The sequence below is a fragment of the Gluconacetobacter tumulicola genome (assembly GCF_014174215.1).
Lineage (GTDB): Bacteria > Pseudomonadota > Alphaproteobacteria > Acetobacterales > Acetobacteraceae > Gluconacetobacter > Gluconacetobacter tumulicola.
This window is the reverse complement of record NZ_JABEQL010000023.1, coordinates 18,897-38,354: the sequence shown is the minus strand read 5'-3', so window position 1 is coordinate 38,354 and position 19,458 is coordinate 18,897. Positions and strand designations below refer to the sequence as shown.

Sequence of the window (19,458 nt, the reverse complement as noted above, 5' to 3'; positions counted from 1 at the left end):
CACCATGGCCATGAACGATGTCGGCGTTATCGATACCTTTCTGAACACCTTCACCACCACCATCGATACGGGCTTCGGTCTGGTGAAGGGGAATGTGATCTCGCTGGCCGGAACACTGTCCGTGCTGGATATGGCGCTGGCTGGCCTGTTCTGGGCCTGGGCGGCGGATGAGGACATCATCCAGCGTCTGGTGAAGAAGACGCTCTATATCGGCTTCTTCGCCTGGGTCATCAACGATTTCGATGCGCTCTCGAAGATTGTTTTTGACAGTTTCGCGACTCTCGGTCTGAAGGTCGGAGGCGGGAATCTCGCACTGGGTGACTTCCTGCGGCCCGGCCGACTGGCCTCGACCGGATTTACGGCAGCGCAGCCGCTTCTGGACTCTGTCCACAATCTCCTTGGTCCTGTCGCCTTCTTTACCAACTTCATCCAGATCTTCGTGCTGTGCCTGTCGTGGCTGATCGTGCTGGCAGCCTTTTTCATCCTCGCCGTGCAGCTTTTCGTGGCGCTGATCGAGTTCAAGCTGACCACGCTGGCAGGCTTCGTCCTGATCCCCTTCGCCCTGTTCAATCGTACGGCTTTCCTCGCCGAGAAGGTGCTGGGCAATGTCGTATCGTCCGGTGTGAAGATCATGGTGCTGGCGGTCATTTCCGCCATCGCGTCCGTTATGTTCGCCCAGTTCTCAACCTCCTACGGCAGCGACGTTCCCACGATCGGGCAGTCCGTCTCGGTGGTGCTGGCCTCCCTTGCAATTGTCGGCCTGTCCATTTTTGGCGGCAGCATCGCCAGTGGCTTGATCTCCGGCGCACCGCAGCTTGGGGCTGGTGCAGCCGTCGGGACCGGCATGGCGGTTGGCGCCATGGGTGCTGCTGCGGCGGCCGGTGTGGGGGCCGTCGCCTCTGGCGGTGCCGCTGCCCTTGGTGCGACCGCTGCCGCCGCGCGCGGTGGGGCCGCAATCGCTGGGGCGGCGACCTCCGCCTATTCGGCCGGAGCCGCAGGCGCATCAGGTGGTGCGGGCAGCATGGCCGCCGGGATTGGCGGCATGGGCCGGGCCGTCGGCGGGAACGCCACGAATGCCGTCAAAGGAGCGGCCGCACGTGCCGGTTCATCCCTCAGGGAAAGCTATGCCGCCGGCGGACGCTGGGCGGCACGCGGGATGGGCGGTGGAGAGGGCGGCGAAGGCGGAGATAGCGGACCGGCACCTTCTGGTGGCAGTGGTCCTGCTGGAGAAGGGGGTGGCCCCACGGGTGGCGGCCCTACCGGTGAGGGTCCGGCTGGTGGAGATGGTGGCGGTTCCGGCGAACCGCCCCGCTGGGCGCGGAAGATGAAGCGCCGCAATGCTGCCGCCCATGCTGCCGAGGCCGCCAATGTCATCCGCTCCGCCGATGGCGGCGGCGGATCCGCTTCCATCGATCTCTCGGAGAAAGAATGATGTTCCGTCGCTCCACCACACGTTATGGGACCACGCCCGAACCGGTGACACCGTATCAAAAGGCAGTGCAGGTGTGGGACGAGCGCATTGGTTCCGCCCGTATCCAGGCCCGTAACTGGCGGCTGATGGCGTTCGGTTCCCTGTTCCTGTCCGCCGGTCTCGGGGTTGGCCTGGTCTGGCAGTCTATGCGTGGCACCATCACGCCGTGGGTGGTGCAGGTGGACCGGCTGGGGCAGGCGCAGGTCGTAGCCCCGGCGACAGCGGGCTATATGCCCGCCGATCCGCAGATCGCCTGGTATCTGGCGCAGTTCGTCCACGACGTGCGCGCCCTGTCGTCGGACCCCGTGGTGGTCCGGCAGAATTGGCTCCGCGCCTATGATTTCACCACCACGTCGGGCGCGCAGGCCCTGAACGACTATGCCCGCCTCAACGATCCGTTCTCGCGCATCGGGCACGAGCAGGTCGAGGTGGACATCGCTTCGGTGATCCGGGCCTCGTCCGGCAGCTTCCGGGTGGCCTGGACCGAACGCCATTACCGTGACGGCGCTTTTACCGGCACCGAACGCTGGACCGCCATCGTCTCGATCGTTCTGCGCACGCCACGCGATGCCGACCATCTCAGGAAAAATCCCCTCGGAATCTACGTCTCCGCCATCAACTGGTCGAAGGAGCTGGGCCAATGATCCGTTGCGCTCTTCGTGTCCTGCCGTTGCTTGTCCTGCCCCTGGCCGGATGCGGGCAGCATTACCATCCGCCCGTCATCCGCTATGATGACGCTGTTCAGGCCACGCGCCTGCCGGATCCGCCGAAACCGGTACAGGTCGTCGAAGTCCCGCAGCCACTTCCCCTGCCGGGGCAGCTCAAGCCGCTGCCCTCACGACGCGTCATACATCCGGCCCCCGAAGTTGCCGATCCGACCACGCGTGTAACACAGGCCAATCTGGCGGCGCGCATTCAGCCCACGCGAGCCGGGTTCATCAACGCGGTGCAGGTCTATCCTTATTCTCCGGGTGCCCTCTATCAGGTCTATGCCTCGCCGGGCGAAATTACCGACATCATGCTCCAGAAGGGTGAAAAGCTGGTGGGCACCGGGCCGGTTGCCGCCGGCGATACGGTGCGTTGGATCATCGGCGATACCGAAAGCGGAGCAGGGGCGACAAAACGCATCCATATCCTGATCAAGCCGACGCGGCCGGACCTCACCACCAATCTGATCGTCAACACGGATCGGCGCACCTATCTGGCGGAACTGCGCTCCACGCCCGCGACCTATATGGCGTCGGTATCGTGGGATTATCCCGAGGATGATCTGATCGCCCTGCACCGGCAGGACAGTGCCGCCGATGATGCCGCCTCCGTGGACGCGGGGCTGGATCTGAACGCGCTGAATTTCCGCTATGCCATCCAGCCGGTGAAAGGGGGCACGCCCCCCTGGTTGCCCGGCCGGGCCTTCGATGACGGCCACAAGGTCTATATCGCGTTCCCGTCCGGGATCGGGCAGGGGGAATTGCCGCCACTCTTTGTGCTGGGGGCCGATGGCGGGGCGGAACTGGTCAATTACCGGGTCAGGCAGAACTGGATGATCGTCGATCGCCTGTTTGCCGCCGCCGAATTGCGGCTCGGGGATAAACACAGCGAGCAGCGCGTGCGCATCGTCCGCACCGATGGACGGCGGACATGACTAGGCAGGTTCCAACAGCGGGCGAAAATCCAGCGGTTCCGGCAACAGGGGGAAATTCCGCATCACCACCGCCCGATCTGCGTCTGAGGGCCGAACGGCCGCGCGTGGTAAGGCTCAACCGTACCGTGGTCTGGGCGCTCGGCGGTGCGGGCATGCTCGCCATTGGTCTGGCACTCGGCTACGCGCTGGAGAACAGCAACCACAAAGCGCCACCGGCCGCCAGCCAGGACACGGATGTGCGTCCGTCCGCCGATGGGCTGGCGGGGCTGCCCTCAGACTACGTCGGCAGTGGCGTCCCGAAGCTCGGTCCTGCACTGCCCGGTGACCTTGGGCACACCATCCTGAAGGCACAGGGGAAAGCCGCATCAGGCGGGGATGATCGCCGTGTCGCGCAGGAGGTCGAGGCCGCGATCGCCAGCCGGCTATTCGTGCAGACGGGGGAACGTGACCGCGCCGGCGAACAGACGATGCCGTCCGCGCCGGGCGCTCCTGCCACTCAGGGGCGGGCGTCCACCACGACCGGGCCACAGGCTGGGAGCCTCGCCTTTCTGGAAGGGCAGCCTGATCGCGCGACGACCAGCCCGGACCACATTGCGCCGCCTGCCTCACCTTATGTCCTCCAGGCGGGCACGGTGATCGCTGGTGCACTGAACACGAAGATCAGTTCCGACCTGCCGGGCCAGATCGTGGGGCACGTCACGCAGAACGTCTATGATAGCCCGACCGGCCGCTATCTGCTGATCCCGCAGGGCAGCAGGCTGTTCGGAGCCTATAACAGTGGGATCTCCTTCGGGCAGCAGCGCACGCAGATCATCTGGACGCGGCTTATATACCCCGACGGCGAGAGCCTCGTGCTGGAGAAGCTCCCCGGTGGTGACGCCATCGGCCAGTCCGGCCTGTCTGACGAGGTCGACAATCACTGGGGCCAGCTTTTCAAGGCTGCCCTCGTGACGACTCTTCTCAGCGTGGGTTCCGAAGCTGGCACGTCATGGAACGAGAACAACCTGATGCAGGCCATCCGTTCAGGGGCCAGCAACGGTTTCTCCATGGTCGGTAACCGTCTGATCGACCGCAGTCTGAATATTCAGCCGACGCTGACCGACAGGCCCGGCCTGCCGTTCACGCTAATTCTGAATCGCGACCTTATCCTCAAGACTTGGAAAGAGAAGGAATTCCGCCCATGACGAAGCTGAAGCTCGGCCCGATTGAGGACGACAAGCCCGTGAAGGTCACGCTGGAGTTGCCCGCCGCGCTACATCGTGATCTTGTCGCTTACGCTGACATCCTCAGTCGCGAGACCGGGCAGGCCGCCGCCGATCCCGTGCGTCTTATTGTACCCATGTTGGTGCGGTTTATTGCTGCCGATCGAGGTTTCTCCAAGGCGCGGCAAACCAGCCCATCACGGGTTGTCGGTAAATGAATACGGGCAGGCCAACTTGCAGATAACGCTGGTGTCGGATGTTCAATATGTCTGTCAACCAGAAATTGAGCGGACGTGGCTCTCGCACTCGCGCTCACGCCGAACTGATCTCTTTTTGTTCGCGCCCGTTTGACCGAAACTGATCGACGTATGGCTTCCGATCGGGCACAAGAGACTCAGGCTTGCGACGGCAAAACGGACATCAAGGAAGTTAATGGCGAAGATCAATCTTGCGACCGTACTGCGTGAGCCATCTCTCCCCGATTTATGCCCAGTCACTGAAGCACTGGATACGATGGCAAATGCGGGCATTGAAAAGCGTGGAGCGATTTTCACGCGGCGCGAAGTCGTTGAATTCATTCTCGACCTCGTTGGCTACGATGCCTCAGCACCCCTTCACACGTTTCGGTTATTGGAGCCATCTTTCGGTTTTGGCGATTTCCTTCTTCCGTCAATTGACCGCTTGCTCATCGCGTGGAAGCGGAGTGGAACTGCGCTCAATTCTCTGATAGACGCAATTCGGGCGGTGGAACTTCACCAAGCATCATTTGATCGAACCCATGCCCTTGTTGTCCAGAAATTGCGTGCGGCCGGTATTGGGCAGAGAGATGCCCAAAACCTTGCCGATCAGTGGCTCGTGCAAGGTGATTTTCTGCTCATGCCCATTTCGGGCAAGTTCGATATGGTTGTTGGTAACCCACCATATGTGCGGCAGGAACTTATCCCTGACGTGCTCATGGCGGAATATCGCGCACGTTATCAAACCATCTATGACCGTGCTGATATCTATATTCCATTCATCGAGCGCTCATTGAGACTGCTGGAGAAAAAGGGACAACTCGGTTTTATCTGCGCTGATCGTTGGATGAAGAATCGTTACGGCGGTCCCCTTCGTGCGATGGTCGCGGACGGGTTCCACCTCAGTATTTATGTCGATATGGTGAATACTCCAGCTTTTCATCAAGATGTTGTAGCATATCCCGCGATCACTATTATTGGCCGTGAGAGAGGTGCGCAGACACGCATCGCCCATAGGCCGGATATTTCTAAAAGTTCTTTAGCACAACTTTCCGCTATTCTTGGCTCGGCGCAAAAGCCTTCGTCGGATTCCGGCGTGAAGGAATTGGAGTCTTTTACATCGGGTTCAGAGCCTTGGATTATAGAATCCTCGGATCGCCTGGCTTTGGTGCGTAAGATCGAGTCAAAATTTCCCCTTATCGAGGATGTGGGGTGCAAAGTCGGTATTGGCGTTGCGACCGGAGCAGACAAAGCGTTTATCGGAGAATTTGACGGGCTTGATGTGGAGGCCTGTCGTAAGTTGCCGCTCGTGATGACGCGCGATATCATAGACGGATATGTAAAATGGCGTGGTCTTGGAGTGGTCAATCCATTTGGTGACGATGGTAAGCTTGTGAAGCTCGACCAATTTCCGAAGCTAAAACGTTATCTTAATGCGCGGCGCGATCAAATTGCTGCGCGGCATGTAGCCCGGAAAGCTCCGGAAAATTGGTATCGGACTATCGATAGGATTTACCCCGAACTAGTCTGCACGCCCAAGTTACTTATTCCCGATATTAAGGGGGCACCTCACATTGTTTACGAAGAAGGCAGTCTCTACCCCCACCATAATCTGTATTTTATTACGTCGGACACTTGGGAAATGCGCGCTCTTCAGGCGGTGCTTCTTTCCGGCATTGCGAGGCTGTTTGTCGCGACCTACTCAACGCGCATGCGCGGCGGGTACCTTCGGTTTCAGGCGCAATATCTGAGGCGCATTCGCTTGCCTGAATGGAAGGACGTCTCTCCGAAGATGCGACTAGCTCTCGAAAAGGCAGCTAAAGCGGGCGACGCTGAGGCATGCAACAAACTCGCTTTTGAATTATACGGATTGTCCGTTCAGGACAGAGTTACACTTGAGGGTGACGAAAAGTAATGGGTCTAGATTTAACGGATTACGAGGCGAAAGCCTGTAATGCAACGATGGCATTTTGGGGTAATCGTCAGAAAGCACTTGAAGCCAAGATTGAAGCTGGAACCGTAGATACTGGTGAGCGTGGCGCGGTCACTGCCGGTAACACGATGGATGGGTTCACAGCATTGATAATCGACCTTGTGCAGGCAAATGGGCTGGCACATGCTAAGATTTATCGTCGGCGCAGTGTTCTAACACTGCCGGGCTTTTTCCGCCCAACAAAGCTCTGGGACATCCTCGTGATTCTTGATGGCAGGTTGATTGCAGCAGTCGAGATGAAGAGTCACGTTGGCCCGTCATTCGGAAACAACGCGAACAATCGCGCCGAAGAAGCCATAGGCACTGCACACGATTTTTGGACGGCCTATCGCGAAGGCGCATTTGGTACTGACACAGCCCGCCCCTTCGTAGGTTGGCTTGTGATGGTGGAAGACGCTGACAAGTCACGTCGACCCTCTCAGCGTGAATCTTCGCGGCATTTCCCAATTTTCGAAGAGTTCAGGGGTGCCTCCTATCTCGATCGATACGACATTCTTTGCAAAAAGCTTGTGCTTGAAAGCCTCTATACCGCCGCATGTGTTCTGGCATCGCCGCGCTCGGCCGTAACGACCGGTGTGTATGAAGACATGTCGGATCTCACCAGCTTGAAATCGTTCGTGGCGTCATTCGCCGCGCATATTGCAGCCGAGGCTGCTCGATCACAGTAGCGAGGAATTATGAAGCTCTCCGATAAGCACATTTATCGCGTCGGAAGCCATTCCGCGTCATGGAATGACCTGCCTTCAGATGATGATGAACTCGACAAGTTTATTGCATCGGCACGGAAGCGTATCGAGCCGTGGCTGTCTGCCGTATTTCAGGCAGAGCACCTGAATCTGTTGATTGGGAGCGGCTTTACAACTGCTATTGGTTACGTAGCTGGAGCGACAACCACTGGAATGGGGCAGGTCGCATTCGGAAGCGAATTCGACATTCAGATTGATGCGTATGCCGCCAGAGAAGCCGCACTTATGGGGCGTGGTGTTGCGAATATAGAAGATCAATTTCGTGCTGCGCTCGCGGTGTACGAGGGGTTGAAGGTTATTGATGCGACGAAAGCTGAAGCCCTTAAAAACGCGATGGATAGGCAACTTAGATCGTTTCTTGAGTCCTTACTTGCAACGGAATCTGGGCTAATCAATGGTGATCCGACGAAGCGCATCATTGCCGAGGGAGTTGTTCAATCTTTTCTACTTAGCTTTGCTAGCCGCGCAGCATCCCGCGAGCGATTACATATTTTCACAACAAATTATGATCGCCTGATCGAGCATGGATGCGATCTTGCAGGACTTCGTATCATTGATCGTTTTGTTGGAGCATTGACGCCCGTATTCCGCTCTGCTCGTGTCGAAGTTGATATGCATTACAATCCGCCGGGCATTAGGGGTGAACCTCGCTTCATGGAGGGCGTCATCCGTCTCACAAAGCTGCATGGTTCTCTGGATTGGTTTTTTGACAGGGCTGATCGAAAGATTTTCCGAAAAGGCATACCATTTGGTGCTCCTGCCGATCACACGGACCTTCCACATAATCCTGTTGATACCGTGATGATTTATCCCAACCCAGCCAAGGATGTTGAGACGACTCAATATCCCTATGCTGAACTGTTTCGCGATTTTGCGGCAGCGACATGTAGGCCGAACGCTGTTGCCGTTACATATGGTTATGGCTTCGGTGACGATCACATAAACCGTGTCTTGCTCGACATGCTGACGATCCCATCTACGCATCTCGTAGTGTTCGCGTATAATGCCGATGATCGCCTGAAAAGTTTTTTGGCGCGCACCCGTGAGGCACAAGTTTCGCTATTGATAGGTCCACACTTCGGCGATCTCACTACATTGATAGAAAATTATCTTCCGAAACCAACACTCGATTACGTTACAAGTCGTATGACAGAGTTGATGAAACATCGTCCGCCAGAGTATCAGTCGGCACCGGAAGAGCCGCCACCTGGAGAGGTCTTTGATCCGTTGTCGGGCTGTGGATCGTCCACATGACAACACCAATCGAGGCAATTGCTGGTTTGGTGATTGGCACGGTGGAGTCCGTGTCCCCCGACGAAATTCGTATCCTTCTCGAACTTGACGCTCCGCAGGCTACTGCGCTCAATACTGGGACTCCTGCTGCTTTTCCACGTCTCAATGGCTATGTGCTGATACCTAATGAGGCAGGCGCTACGGTTGCCTATATATCGTGGATCGGGATCGAGCGTTCGCCATACCCAAAGCGTGCAGGCTTGAAGGATTTTGGTCTGATCGATCTTCCGTTCCCGCTTCGAAAAATGTGCGTATCACCAGTTGGCACGCTCACTTCTCGTCGTGATCGTGTATCGAAGCAGACGATATTCGAACTGTCTCGCGGCGTCGTTGCTTTTCCTTCCGTTGGCGATCAAGTGTTGATGCCAACGCCAGAACAGGTCGGGGCTATTGTTGGCGCGAAGGAGACTGATCGTCGTGTTCGCATCGGAACTTCCGCCCTAGCGGCGAGCGCTGAAATCAAGGTCGATCCCGACAAGCTGTTTGGCAGGCATCTTGCTGTACTAGGCAATACAGGAAGCGGAAAATCTTGCACGGTCGCTGGTCTGATTCGCTGGTCGCTCGATGCTAGTGAAAAGGCGATGACGGATGCTGGCTGTGAAGGTCAGCCCAATGCTCGCTTCATCGTTCTTGATCCAAATGGAGAATACGCAAAGGCATTTGTCGATCGCGGTGATCAGCTTCGGTTGTTCCGGGTTCCACCTGTACAGGGAACTGAGAAGGAACTGGACGTTCCTGCTTGGCTGTGGAGTGGGCACGAATGGACGGCTGTTGCGCATGCCCAGCCAGGCGCGCAGCGTCCACTTCTTCTGCGCGGCCTGCGGGAGCTCAAAAGCGGGCACCACGAAGATGTACCCCGTGAAGCGGTCATTAAACGGCATCTGCTCGTATCAAGTGGTCGTATTGCGGCAATGCTCAATATCGGGAGTACCGCATTTGCAGGTGCAGTAGGGGCGCGGTTTGATTGTGCGAGGCTATTATTAAGCGTTCAGGAAGACGCAACTCGCTTTGCTGCGTCTGTTGACCTGCCATCATCAACGTTGCTTCAAACATTGTCGACTGAGGTTGCTGCGGTAGTCGACCCTAGACGATCGGGGCAGTATTTCAACGATTTTCTTGTATCTGATTTGGAGACCGTTCGTGCGTCGATTACTAAAGTCACTGACGCGTTTCCAGATGTATCAGGTGTAGCTGCTGGAATCAGTGAAGACGCGCCTGTTCCGTTTGACGTGACGCTACTTGCGGAACATCTGGATCACCTCGCAGCCGAACAAGGTGGAAATTTCGCGGCTTTCATCAGTACTCTCGGTCTACGCATTCGGAGTATGCTTGCGGATCACAGACTTGGAGGTGTTATCGCCAGAGAGCCACCGACGAGTTTCGAAGAATGGTTGAAAAGCTACGTCGGTGACGACGGGGCACGGAATGGGCCGCTTGCGGTCATTGATTTGTCGCTGGTTCCGTCAGAAGTGGTGCATGTCGTCGTCGCTGTTCTAGCGCGAGTGATTTTTGAATCGCTACAACGCTATCGGCGGCTGCATCCTGATGGATTGTCGCTGCCGACTGTTCTCGTGTTGGAGGAGGCTCATACATTTATTCGGCGTGGCAAAGAAGACGAAGGACCGGCATCCAGTCCGAGCCAGCTATGTCGAGAGATTTTCGAGCGTATTGCGCGTGAAGGGCGAAAGTTCGGTTTGGGATTGGTACTTTCGTCTCAGAGGCCATCTGAATTGTCGGCTACTGTGCTGGCACAATGTAACACTTTTATCCTACATCGCATTGTGAACGATTCAGATCAAAATCTTGTTGCTCGTCTCGTACCTGATAATGTCGGTGGTCTCTTACGTGACCTTCCAAGCCTGCCGTCAAAGCAAGCAATTCTTCTAGGATGGGCAACTCCTATTCCTGTCTTGGTAGAAATTGATGAACTGGCCAAAGAGCATCAGCCGCAATCGTCAGACCCTGATTTTTGGAATGTGTGGACAGGCAAAAGCGCCCGTCACGTTGATTGGGGACAAGTCTCTCGCCAATGGTCCGCCTCTACGGCACCTATTGAAACTGCGGAAGGCAGAAATGCTGACGTAGCGATGGATACACCGACAGACGAAAGTTCCTTTGATTTAGATGATGACATATCTTTTTAGATGAATTTTTATTTTATTCCAATGGAGTAATCATAATCGTGCGTAGGGTCATCTCAGGATGCTCATTGTAAGCTTGCTCCATCTTTTGCGGGCAACTTTATTTGGCTCTTTCGGCTGAGTGGCGTTCGTATGCCCTGATTAATTGAACGTCATGTTTTGAATTGGGGGCTATGTCTCGATGTTACAATGGTGTCACCCTGTGATAATATATCCAAACATATAATAGATTCATGGAAGAGTGTTTTTTGAAATGTTGGAAAAAGTCAAACGTCTTCAACCCGTTCCGGAAACCCTAAGAATGTTGTTTCTTCGTTCTGGAAATTTGTGCGCGTTTCCAAACTGTAGTCATCTCATGATGACTGCGGACGGTACGTTTGTTGGTCAGATTTGCCATATAGAAGGCGCACTGGAAGGAGGAGAACGATTTAATCCTCATATGACTAATGAACAGAGACGACACGAATCAAATTTGTTATTGATGTGTCATGCGCATCATAAAATAACAGATGACGTAAATCAGTTTCCAACTGCGGCAATGAGGCAAATAAAGCAAAATCATGAAAGGCGTTTTTCAGATCCATCGTACATAATGCTGCAATCTATCCAAGATTGGACTTCATCTTCTGCACCAAGCGGTGTTAAAAATTTGGCCCGTATCTCTCAATCTTTAAAGTGGAGCCTTTCTTCAGAAGAATTAAGAGAAAATATAGAAGAGTTAAATTCTTATATAGAAACTTTTCATAGAATACCATTGGAAACAAGACATTTTTTGGGTCAAATAGCCTATCGTATGCAGTATGCTTCAAAAACATTTGGTTTACCTAGAGAGGGTGCCTACGAGTTCATGCCAGTGAAGGATGTCGAGAGCGTCTTCAATTTAAGCAGTTCACAGGTAAATCAAATATTTTCTCAAATGCGCCATTATCGTCTTGGTGCTGTTGAAGAAATTTCCTGTGAAGGGATAAACCCACCTTATGGGGCGTTTCTTTTCGACCTTCCCAGTGGTTGGCCTTTATGGATAGACCTTGCTGAATTTTGTGCAAACGAAAATATTGATATTAGAGAAATATCCAACGAGATGAAATTCGAAATTCTAGATATATGATGATTTTTTTTCGAACACGCAGAATATGTTATTGAACTATATTATTTTATAAAAAATAATAACAAATCTTATTTGGAATTTATTATATTAATTGGAAAATCGGACAGAATATTGAGTTATGTCCGATTGGCGCCATGAACAGCGCAATAATGTTTGATAAGCTGTTTGAAGATCGATTGGGTTTTTATGGAATGAATGCTTTTTTGTAAAGTCTCTGCTCAATGTGGCGTAGAAATCTGCAGATTCTACACCATTACCTGGTATTCTTTTGCTGATTGATATAGTGGCTTGCTTAAACAGGAAATACGAGAAGTGACTGTCGGTATCGGAGGCTGCGTGTCCCCGCAACCACTTCAACTTGGGGATCGCGCAAGTTCTGAACAGAGCCAGTCCCCGCAACCATAAAATCACACAAAAACCACGCTAAGTCACTGACTTGGCGGGTTTTTTTTGTTGCACCCCACATGACACGCCTATCATTGGCACCCGTGGGTTCAAATCGGGGTGCCTGACACCCGCAACCATCTGCTCCATACGCAAGCGTAAATGGGCGTGCTCCGGCGTAAGCGGGCGCAGTAGACAAAGGGCAGGGTAGGGGGCGCAGCCGAGGATATGCGTAAACTCCCTCGACGAAAGCCATGTCGGGATGACGGCTATGCGGGGAACTTCCTGCCAGTTTGCATTTGGGAAGCGCCACGCTGATAGCAGCCATTGCCGGCATCAAGTCAAAATGGCTCCTTTTCCGCGCGCCTTGCGAGATAGTCAGTTGTCGCCATGCCGAACACTTCCATGGGAAATCGGTGCGCTATCGATCCCGGAGAACATTTCTTGCCACATCGCCCGTTGGGATGGGAGCATATCTCGCTCACTGGCGATTATCGCTGGAATGTGGAAAGTCTCCCCGCTCCGGACCAGCGCCGTCCGCTGCGCACGCCTTCATCGCTCTTGGCCGCATGATGGCGCTCGCCCGTGCTCACGATAGGTTCTCCCTTAGCGTACGTAAAACGCACTTTCGTGTAGTGACCCCTTCATCGTGGCGTCAGGTGCTCGCCCTGCTCCGGCAGATGCTCGGGAGAAGGGGCGAATTGTGCTTTTATGCGCTCCTTCCGGCGCAGGATCGCAGCGCCTCCCGCAAGCCCGCCAAAGCCCAATGCTCCGGCCATTGCGGCTATGTCGAGACGCCCCATCAGACGAAGCAGTAACGGCTTTTCTCCGCCGGCCTTGATCGCAGAGACATCCGAGGCGCTCACTGAAAGGGATGCGTTGCCGAACCTGTTCAGAACATAGTTGGACACCGCGGCAATCTGATCGTCAGTCAATTCATGCTCAAAAGACGGCATTGATGCGAAACCGCTATGTGTGGAGCGTCGAACGCCTTTTACAATAGCCATGACCAGATTTTGCGGGTTTGGGCCACCGGTCGCAGTGTTGGCGTAAAGCGAAGGATAGAACTGATCTGCGGTTCCCTCGCCATTGGCTTGATGGCAGGCCGCACATGCGGCCGTATAAAGGCGCGCTCCGTCAGTATCGGTCGCATCGGTAAGACTGTCGGGTGTGCGTACACCCAAATCGACAGGTTCGGGCGGGGCGGGGCGTGCCGATGCAACGCCGTAGGCCGGTTGTGTGGTATTGGCGTCACGAATGGGTGGGACATTTTTGAGATGTCGGGCGATAGCGTGCAGATCGTCGTCGTCAAGATGGCTCAGTCCGTGTTCGATGGCATCCGCCATACCGCCCGCCGCGTGGCTTTTGCCAACCACGGCGCCGGTGCGAAAATAGATGACCAGTTCATCCTCGCTCCATCCGCCGATCCCGCTTATCGGGTCGGAGGTGATATTGGGCGCGAACCAGCCGCCGACAGATGCTCCGGCCAACTGACGCGACTGATCCTCTCCCAAAAGAATATTGCGTGGTGTGTGGCAGCTTCCGCAGTGGCCTGTGACGGTCACGAGATATTCTCCGCGCTTCGAGCCGCCGGAGGCCGTATCGGCGTGCTTCATGGGCTTGCCTCGCGCGTAAAGCGCGTTCCATCCCACCATCAGTGTGCGGAGATTGAAGGGGAAGGGAAGCGCCGTTTCGACGCTCGGCCCGTGCTCGACAGGCACGATCGACCATTTCAGATAGACATAGAGTGCGTGAATATCCTCATCGCTCAGGCCGGCATAGGCAGGGTAGGGCATGGCGGGATAAAGATGGCCATCCGGTGATAGCCCCCTGCGCACGGCACGTGCGAACTGCGCTTCCGTCCAGTTCCCGATGCCGAATTGCCGGGATGGCGTGATGTTGGGGGCGACAATGCTTCCCAACGGAGATTCGATGACATGGCCACCGCCGAACGGCGTGCCGTCATTACCCATGTGACATGCGGCGCAGTCCGCCATGCGCGCCACATAAGCGCCTCGTGCGATCACTGAATCCGCGGCGCGTGCATCGGTACAGGGCCGACAGGCGGCGAGAAGTATCGTCGCAATGAGAAGCCGTTTCATCTCTCAGGTCTCCCGTGCGATGATATCGGCCGTGCGCAGCCCGATTGCCAGAGCAGCCAGTGTCGGGTTGACGACGCCTGAGGCTGGGATGACGCCGGTGGACGCTATGAAAAGATTGGGGTGGTCCCAGCAGCGCCCCTCATGCGTGACCACGGAATGTGCGGGGTCGTCACCCATGATGACCGTACCCATCAAATGATCCCGGTTTTGCCAGCCGGTATTGTCATCGATGATGGTACCGTTCATGATTTTCACAAATCTGACAAAATCCTCTTTTGCTTTTGCCGCGCCGGCGGCGATGTAGTCGTCGGTATCGTAATGAACGACCATTGTCGGAATGCCCAGAGCGTCCTTGCGTGTCGTTGAGGGGGTGATGCGATTGCCGGAATACGGCAGCATCTCGAACGTGGTCGAAAATTCCACCCAGCGCGCGGCCATATGGCGGATATCGTGATCGAGTTTTGACCCGACGACACCCCGGTCTATGAGAATTCTGGCCACTTCCTGATTGGGAACGGCGTTGTTGATCGCATGTTTGATGGCCGCATGACGGGCGCGAAACGGACCGTCTCTCCAGTTGAAGATACCTCCCTGCTGGATTGGCCCACGGCCGGGCCAGAGAGGTTCGTCGGCAATGAACTGCAACCCGATCCCTGTATGATCCATAAGGTTCCGTCCGACGAGATCGGAGGAATTGCCGACATCCGAGACCAGCATGAGCTTGGGAATCTCTAGACCATTGCAGGCAAGAACGAATGTTCGTGCCTTAAGACGGGTCTCGACGCCTTTCGAACTGCGACAATGCACCGCTTCAATAAGGCCCTTCGCGCCCTTTTCTATCTGAAACACCGTCGAGTCCGTCAGCACCCGGCATCCCGCTTTCTCGGCATGTCGGGCATGGACATCCCCGGAGTAAAGCGCGCCGATCGGGCAGACCGGCATACAGTTGTTGTTTCCGGAGCAGGCAGGACGACCGTCCCACGGCTGGTTTGTCCGGACATGAGGTTCATGGAGAAACTCGTAGCCCTCAGCCCCGATCCGCTCCTTGAGGCGCCGGAAATAATACGTCTGTGCCTCGGCTTTGACGGGATATGGAGTCGAACGAGGCGGGTAGGGGGCGCCGTGCTGTCCTGACTGGTCCTGATCGTCCGCGCCCGACACGCCCAGGCGATACTCGGCCTGAGCATACCATGGTTCCAGATCGTCATAGGAGATGGGCCAGTCGCGACCAACGCCATAGAGTGTTTTCAGCTTCATGTCGTTGGGAAGGAAGCGCCATGTCGCCCCACCCCAATGCCACGTTGTTCCTCCCACAAGTCGCAGCATTCCGGGGCGAAACAAGAACGAGCCTGTATTCTCGACGTAACCCGGCGAATAGGAGTTCGGCGCCCATGGCTGGCTTGGATAGGGGTCGTTTCTGTTTATCTTGCGTGGAGAGGTGCGGAAATTCTCGACGATCTTCCAGCGCGGAATCCATACGCCCGCCTCGAGAAGAATGACGGATTTACCCTGCGTGGCGAGGACATGCGCCATATTGCTGCCAATCACGCCGGAGCCGACAATGATCACATCGGCATCGTAGTGGGTCGTCATCAAGTGGAACTCTCTTTATCGTGCGCGATGCCATTAGGTGGCTCCCGCCAATAGTCGGTGCCCCCTCGGGCATATGTCGGAATGACCGTCGCATCCCTTGTAGGTTCGAACATCAGGGCGCGTTCGTATGATACGAACTGCGCGTTATCTCCCTGGTCGAGAGGCGCCGGAGTTCCGGCATAACCAAGATACCACGCACGAATGATGGCAAGCGCCGTCAGGCGTAATTCGGGATGTCGTTGCGAAAATTTCTCGAACTCATCCACGTTCGTGAAGTTTTCGCGTGTTGTGACCGTAATCAGGTTATGCAGCGGATCGATTATCGCGGGATCTGCTGCCAGAAGTGCGCGCCGGCAACGCGCACTTGTCGTGGGGTCGATTACTTCTCGTTTGGTCAGGATGCGGGAGAGGCGCAGAAACTCCCGATCCAGATCGTCTTCGCTCATGTCCGTGCTCGCCTGGGTCGTTACCGGGGTTTGGCAGCGGTTTGAGGTGTGATGACCGGCTGCGCCTGCTGCCGAAGGGGCGCACCCATCATTGTGGTCTCGATTTTTTCGAGGGAGATACCTTTCGTTTCCGGCACGAAGCGGAGCACGAACCACATGGCGAAGACACCGAAAGCCGCAAAGAGCCACATTGAGAACGCACCGTGGAAGTGGCTTTTCAGCCATTCATTTTCGCTGATCATCGGGAAGCCCTGTGCTACCAGAAAATTGGCGACCCAGTTCGATGCGACGGCGATGCTCATGCCGATGGCGCGGAAGCGGTTGGGGAAGATTTCAGAGATAAGGATCCAGGCGACAGGTCCCCACGAAAGGCCGAACATCAGCATGAAGAACAGCATACCGCTCAGTGCGAGTGGCCCGGTCGTCTGCATATAGAGCGCCCATGAAACGACGAGCAGGCTCAGGATCATCCCGATGGAGCCGAATTGCATCAGGAAACGACGACCCTTGCGGTCCACGATCCACGCGCCGAGAACGCTGCCGATCAGAAGTGCGAGACCGATCCAGATCGTCTGGAAAAGCGCGCCGCGCATATCGCTTCCGGCATTTTTTAGAACCATCGGCGCATAATACATCATGACGTTGATGCCTGTGACCTGCTGCAACGCAGCGATCATCGCGCCAATAAAAACGATCCAGCGCGCATTGCGATCGGCGAACAGGCGCCGAAGGCTAAAATTCGTCTGGGTGCCTTCCGCACTGAGGGATTCCCGAATTTCCGACATGAGCGTGAGCGCATGTTGCTCGTTGGATATGCGCGTCAGTGTTTTCTTTGCGTCTTCCTCCCGGCCTATCGTCATGTGCCAGCGCGGTGACTCGGGAATGAGGAAGATCGTGGCGCAGAACAGGATGCACGGGACGATTTCCGATCCCACCATCCAGCGCCATCCCAGCGTTTGCAGCCACGTCTCTGTCGCGCTGCGTGCGATGAGATAGTTCACGATGAAAACCACCAACTGCCCGAAGACGATGGCGAACTGTTCCATACTCAGCGCACGACCGCGCATGTCTTTTGGAGAAACTTCCGACATATACATCGGTGACACTGCCGAAGCGACGCCCACAGCGACGCCGCCGATCAGGCGGAAAATTACGAACCAGAAAAATGTCGGTGCAAGTGCCGCGCCCACGGACTGGGCCGAAAAAAGAAGGGCACAGAAAAAGAGGGTCAGGCGGCGCCCGAAATGATGGGCGAGCCAGCCTGACGCAAGTGCTCCGAATATACATCCAACGACGACGTTCGAGACGGCCCATCCGGTTTCAGCGGCGGAAAGATGGAAGTAATCGCGTAATGGCCCGATCGCGCCGGAAATAACGGAGGTGTCATAGCCGAAGAGAATGCCGCCCAGTGCTGCGACGGCGCATATCCTCAACACGTAGGCGACATCGTGTCTCTCGGATTTTACCACGATAATGTCGGAGATCGATTTCATTGCATTTGGCTCCGGAAAGCAGGCACGAGGCTTGTCTCTCCCAAGGTCGGTTCAACTAGGGAACGATCGAGCATGGGCCGAACAGCGACGATGTCGTCCGTTGCTGTCATGCACAGGCAGATAGCGAATGCTCGGCATCATCGGATCGCACATCTTTTCATCCTGCCCATCCCTCAATTCAGCAACTGTGCCGGACGGTGACTGAAAAGGAAAAGAACATATATTCCCGCATTCGGCAACAAAAAGAACGTAGATTCCGTTATTCGACCTGCTGAAATCGCGCATTTTTGATACTCTCGTAACATAATGATGTCGGCTCGCGAAATGGCCCGAAAATTGCCATACCAACAACCAAAAGAGCGACCGATTCTCGGAGATCGAGGGCAGGTGCGAATGGCCGGGAGGAAGGTGATGCATCCACCCGCAGGCGAAAACGGTTCGCCAAAAACGTCGGGTACGTAATCAGGAGAGGTGCTGAAAGGCCGTAACATGCCCGTGGCGGATTTGAAGCATAATCTGACCTAACTGGGTCATTTTAGGATTCCGTTATTGGGCGAAATCTGCTTCATCCTGATTGCCGGGATGGATGGAGGCCGGCGATTATGACCCGAGCCCTATCGTCTGATCTGCGGCGGCGAGCCATTGCTGCGGTTTCCTCTGGCATGACCCGCCGGGCGGCTGCCGAGCGCTTTGGTGTCTCTGCCTCCAGCGTGATCCGGTGGGTATCGGAATGGCGTGCGAGCGGCCGGGAGCACGCGCTGCGGCAGGGTGGCGATCGTCGCTCCCATCGGATCGAGGCTTGGTCGGGCGTCCTGCTGGCTGCGATTGAAGCCAGGGCTGACATTTCCCTTATCGAACTGGCGGAGAAACTTGCTACGGAACATGGGGTCCGCTTCGCGCCGAGCACGATCTGGCGCTGCCTTGACCGTCACGACATGACCGTTAAAAAAAACGGCGCACGCCAGCGAGCAGACACGGCCCGACGTCGCAGAGCGGCGCGAGGCCTGGTTCGACAGGCAGCCTGACCTTGATCCGGCCCGGCTGGTCTTCATCGACGAAACCGCCGTCTCGACGAAGATGGCCCGTCTGCGGGGACGGTCACGTCGTGGCACGCGCTGTCGGATGTCTGTGCCCCATGGGCATTGGAAAACCACGACGTTCATCGGTGGACTGCGCCTGTCCGGCATGACCGCGCCGATGATGCTGGACGGCCCAATGGCCGGCGAATGGTTCGCCGCCTATGCTCGCAAGGTGCTCGCTCCAACACTGTCGCCGGGAGACGTCGTCATTCTGGATAATCTTCCGGCACACAAGAGTGCTGAAGCGCGGGAGGCTGTAGAGGCAGTCGGTGCCCGCCTGCTGTTCCTGCCGCCCTACAGTCCCGACTTCAACCCTATCGAAAACATCTTCGCCAAGATGAAGGCATGGATCAGACGAGTGGCGCCCCCGAACCCTCGATGCACTCCAGGACGCGGTGTGCGGTGCAATCGACGATGTCTGTCACAGCCAGGCCGCTGCCTGCTTCGCCGCCGCGGGATATGAACCAAATTGATCGGATTGTGCTCTAGTTACACGTAGAGGGGCAGAAAAACCGGCGGACGCTCGCGC

General features: G+C 56.0%; 14 protein-coding genes and 1 pseudogene. 11 read left to right on the top strand and 4 right to left on the bottom strand.

The features are described 5' to 3' along the window. The first annotated feature begins 4 nt into the window (after positions 1 to 4). The 10 genes from trbL (at position 5) to HLH29_RS14730 (ending at position 11,832) form a co-directional block, all read left to right on the top strand. Complete coding sequence (gene trbL / locus HLH29_RS14775; protein WP_182968143.1) at positions 5 to 1,432, top strand: P-type conjugative transfer protein TrbL; 1,428 nt, start codon at positions 5 to 7, stop codon at positions 1,430 to 1,432. After that, on the top strand, positions 1,432 to 2,115 hold the full coding sequence (trbF, locus tag HLH29_RS14770) for a conjugal transfer protein TrbF (RefSeq protein ID WP_182968171.1): 684 nt from the start codon (positions 1,432 to 1,434) through the stop codon (positions 2,113 to 2,115). The genes trbL and trbF overlap by 1 nt, the downstream gene beginning before the upstream one ends. After that, positions 2,112 to 3,113 carry a P-type conjugative transfer protein TrbG gene (trbG, locus tag HLH29_RS14765; protein ID WP_182968141.1) on the top strand — a complete coding sequence of 334 codons (1,002 nt, stop codon included), beginning with the start codon at positions 2,112 to 2,114 and terminating at the stop codon, positions 3,111 to 3,113. The genes trbF and trbG overlap by 4 nt, the downstream gene beginning before the upstream one ends. After that, positions 3,110 to 4,297, top strand: coding sequence for a TrbI/VirB10 family protein (locus HLH29_RS14760; RefSeq protein WP_182968139.1), 1,188 nt, complete (start codon positions 3,110 to 3,112; stop codon positions 4,295 to 4,297). The genes trbG and HLH29_RS14760 overlap by 4 nt, the downstream gene beginning before the upstream one ends. Further along, positions 4,294 to 4,533 carry a DUF2274 domain-containing protein gene (locus HLH29_RS14755; protein ID WP_182968137.1) on the top strand — a complete coding sequence of 80 codons (240 nt, stop codon included), beginning with the start codon at positions 4,294 to 4,296 and terminating at the stop codon, positions 4,531 to 4,533. The genes HLH29_RS14760 and HLH29_RS14755 overlap by 4 nt, the downstream gene beginning before the upstream one ends. A 214-nt stretch (positions 4,534 to 4,747) precedes the next feature. Next, positions 4,748 to 6,466 carry an Eco57I restriction-modification methylase domain-containing protein gene (locus HLH29_RS14750; RefSeq protein ID WP_182968135.1) on the top strand — a complete coding sequence of 573 codons (1,719 nt, stop codon included), beginning with the start codon at positions 4,748 to 4,750 and terminating at the stop codon, positions 6,464 to 6,466. Then, entirely contained in the window at positions 6,466 to 7,212 is a 747-nt protein-coding gene (locus HLH29_RS14745) for a PaeR7I family type II restriction endonuclease (RefSeq protein WP_182968133.1), read from the top strand. The genes HLH29_RS14750 and HLH29_RS14745 overlap by 1 nt, the downstream gene beginning before the upstream one ends. Positions 7,213 to 7,221: 9 nt before the next feature. After that, positions 7,222 to 8,544, top strand: coding sequence for an SIR2 family protein (locus HLH29_RS14740; RefSeq protein ID WP_182968131.1), 1,323 nt, complete (start codon positions 7,222 to 7,224; stop codon positions 8,542 to 8,544). Continuing rightward, positions 8,541 to 10,727, top strand: coding sequence for an ATP-binding protein (locus HLH29_RS14735; RefSeq protein ID WP_182968129.1), 2,187 nt, complete (start codon positions 8,541 to 8,543; stop codon positions 10,725 to 10,727). Before HLH29_RS14740 ends, HLH29_RS14735 begins: the two co-directional genes overlap by 4 nt. A 250-nt stretch (positions 10,728 to 10,977) precedes the next feature. Next, positions 10,978 to 11,832 carry a hypothetical protein gene (locus tag HLH29_RS14730; RefSeq protein WP_220791533.1) on the top strand — a complete coding sequence of 285 codons (855 nt, stop codon included), beginning with the start codon at positions 10,978 to 10,980 and terminating at the stop codon, positions 11,830 to 11,832. Between the two features lie 1,028 nt (positions 11,833 to 12,860). Here HLH29_RS14730 and HLH29_RS14725 read toward each other — a convergent pair. The 4 genes from HLH29_RS14725 to HLH29_RS14710 are packed head-to-tail and all read right to left on the bottom strand — an operon-like array spanning position 12,861 to position 17,850. Further along, positions 12,861 to 14,318: a c-type cytochrome gene (locus HLH29_RS14725; RefSeq protein ID WP_182968126.1), complete on the bottom strand. Its 1,458-nt coding sequence runs from the start codon at positions 14,316 to 14,318 to the stop codon at positions 12,861 to 12,863. A gap of 3 nt (positions 14,319 to 14,321) precedes the next feature. Further along, positions 14,322 to 15,911, bottom strand: coding sequence for a GMC family oxidoreductase (locus HLH29_RS14720; RefSeq protein WP_182968124.1), 1,590 nt, complete (start codon positions 15,909 to 15,911; stop codon positions 14,322 to 14,324). Then, positions 15,911 to 16,357 (bottom strand): sugar dehydrogenase complex small subunit, encoded by a 447-nt coding sequence (locus tag HLH29_RS14715; protein WP_182968123.1) that lies wholly within the window; start codon positions 16,355 to 16,357, stop codon positions 15,911 to 15,913. The genes HLH29_RS14720 and HLH29_RS14715 overlap by 1 nt, the downstream gene beginning before the upstream one ends. Before the next feature lie 20 nt (positions 16,358 to 16,377). Then, a complete protein-coding gene (locus tag HLH29_RS14710) occupies positions 16,378 to 17,850 on the bottom strand; it encodes a sugar porter family MFS transporter (protein WP_182968121.1) in 1,473 nt (490 codons plus the stop codon). Positions 17,851 to 18,452: 602 nt separating this feature from the next. Between HLH29_RS14710 and HLH29_RS14705 the strand changes: the two are divergent. After that, positions 18,453 to 19,402: pseudogene (locus HLH29_RS14705) on the top strand (IS630 family transposase). The last annotated feature ends 56 nt before the right edge of the window (positions 19,403 to 19,458 follow it).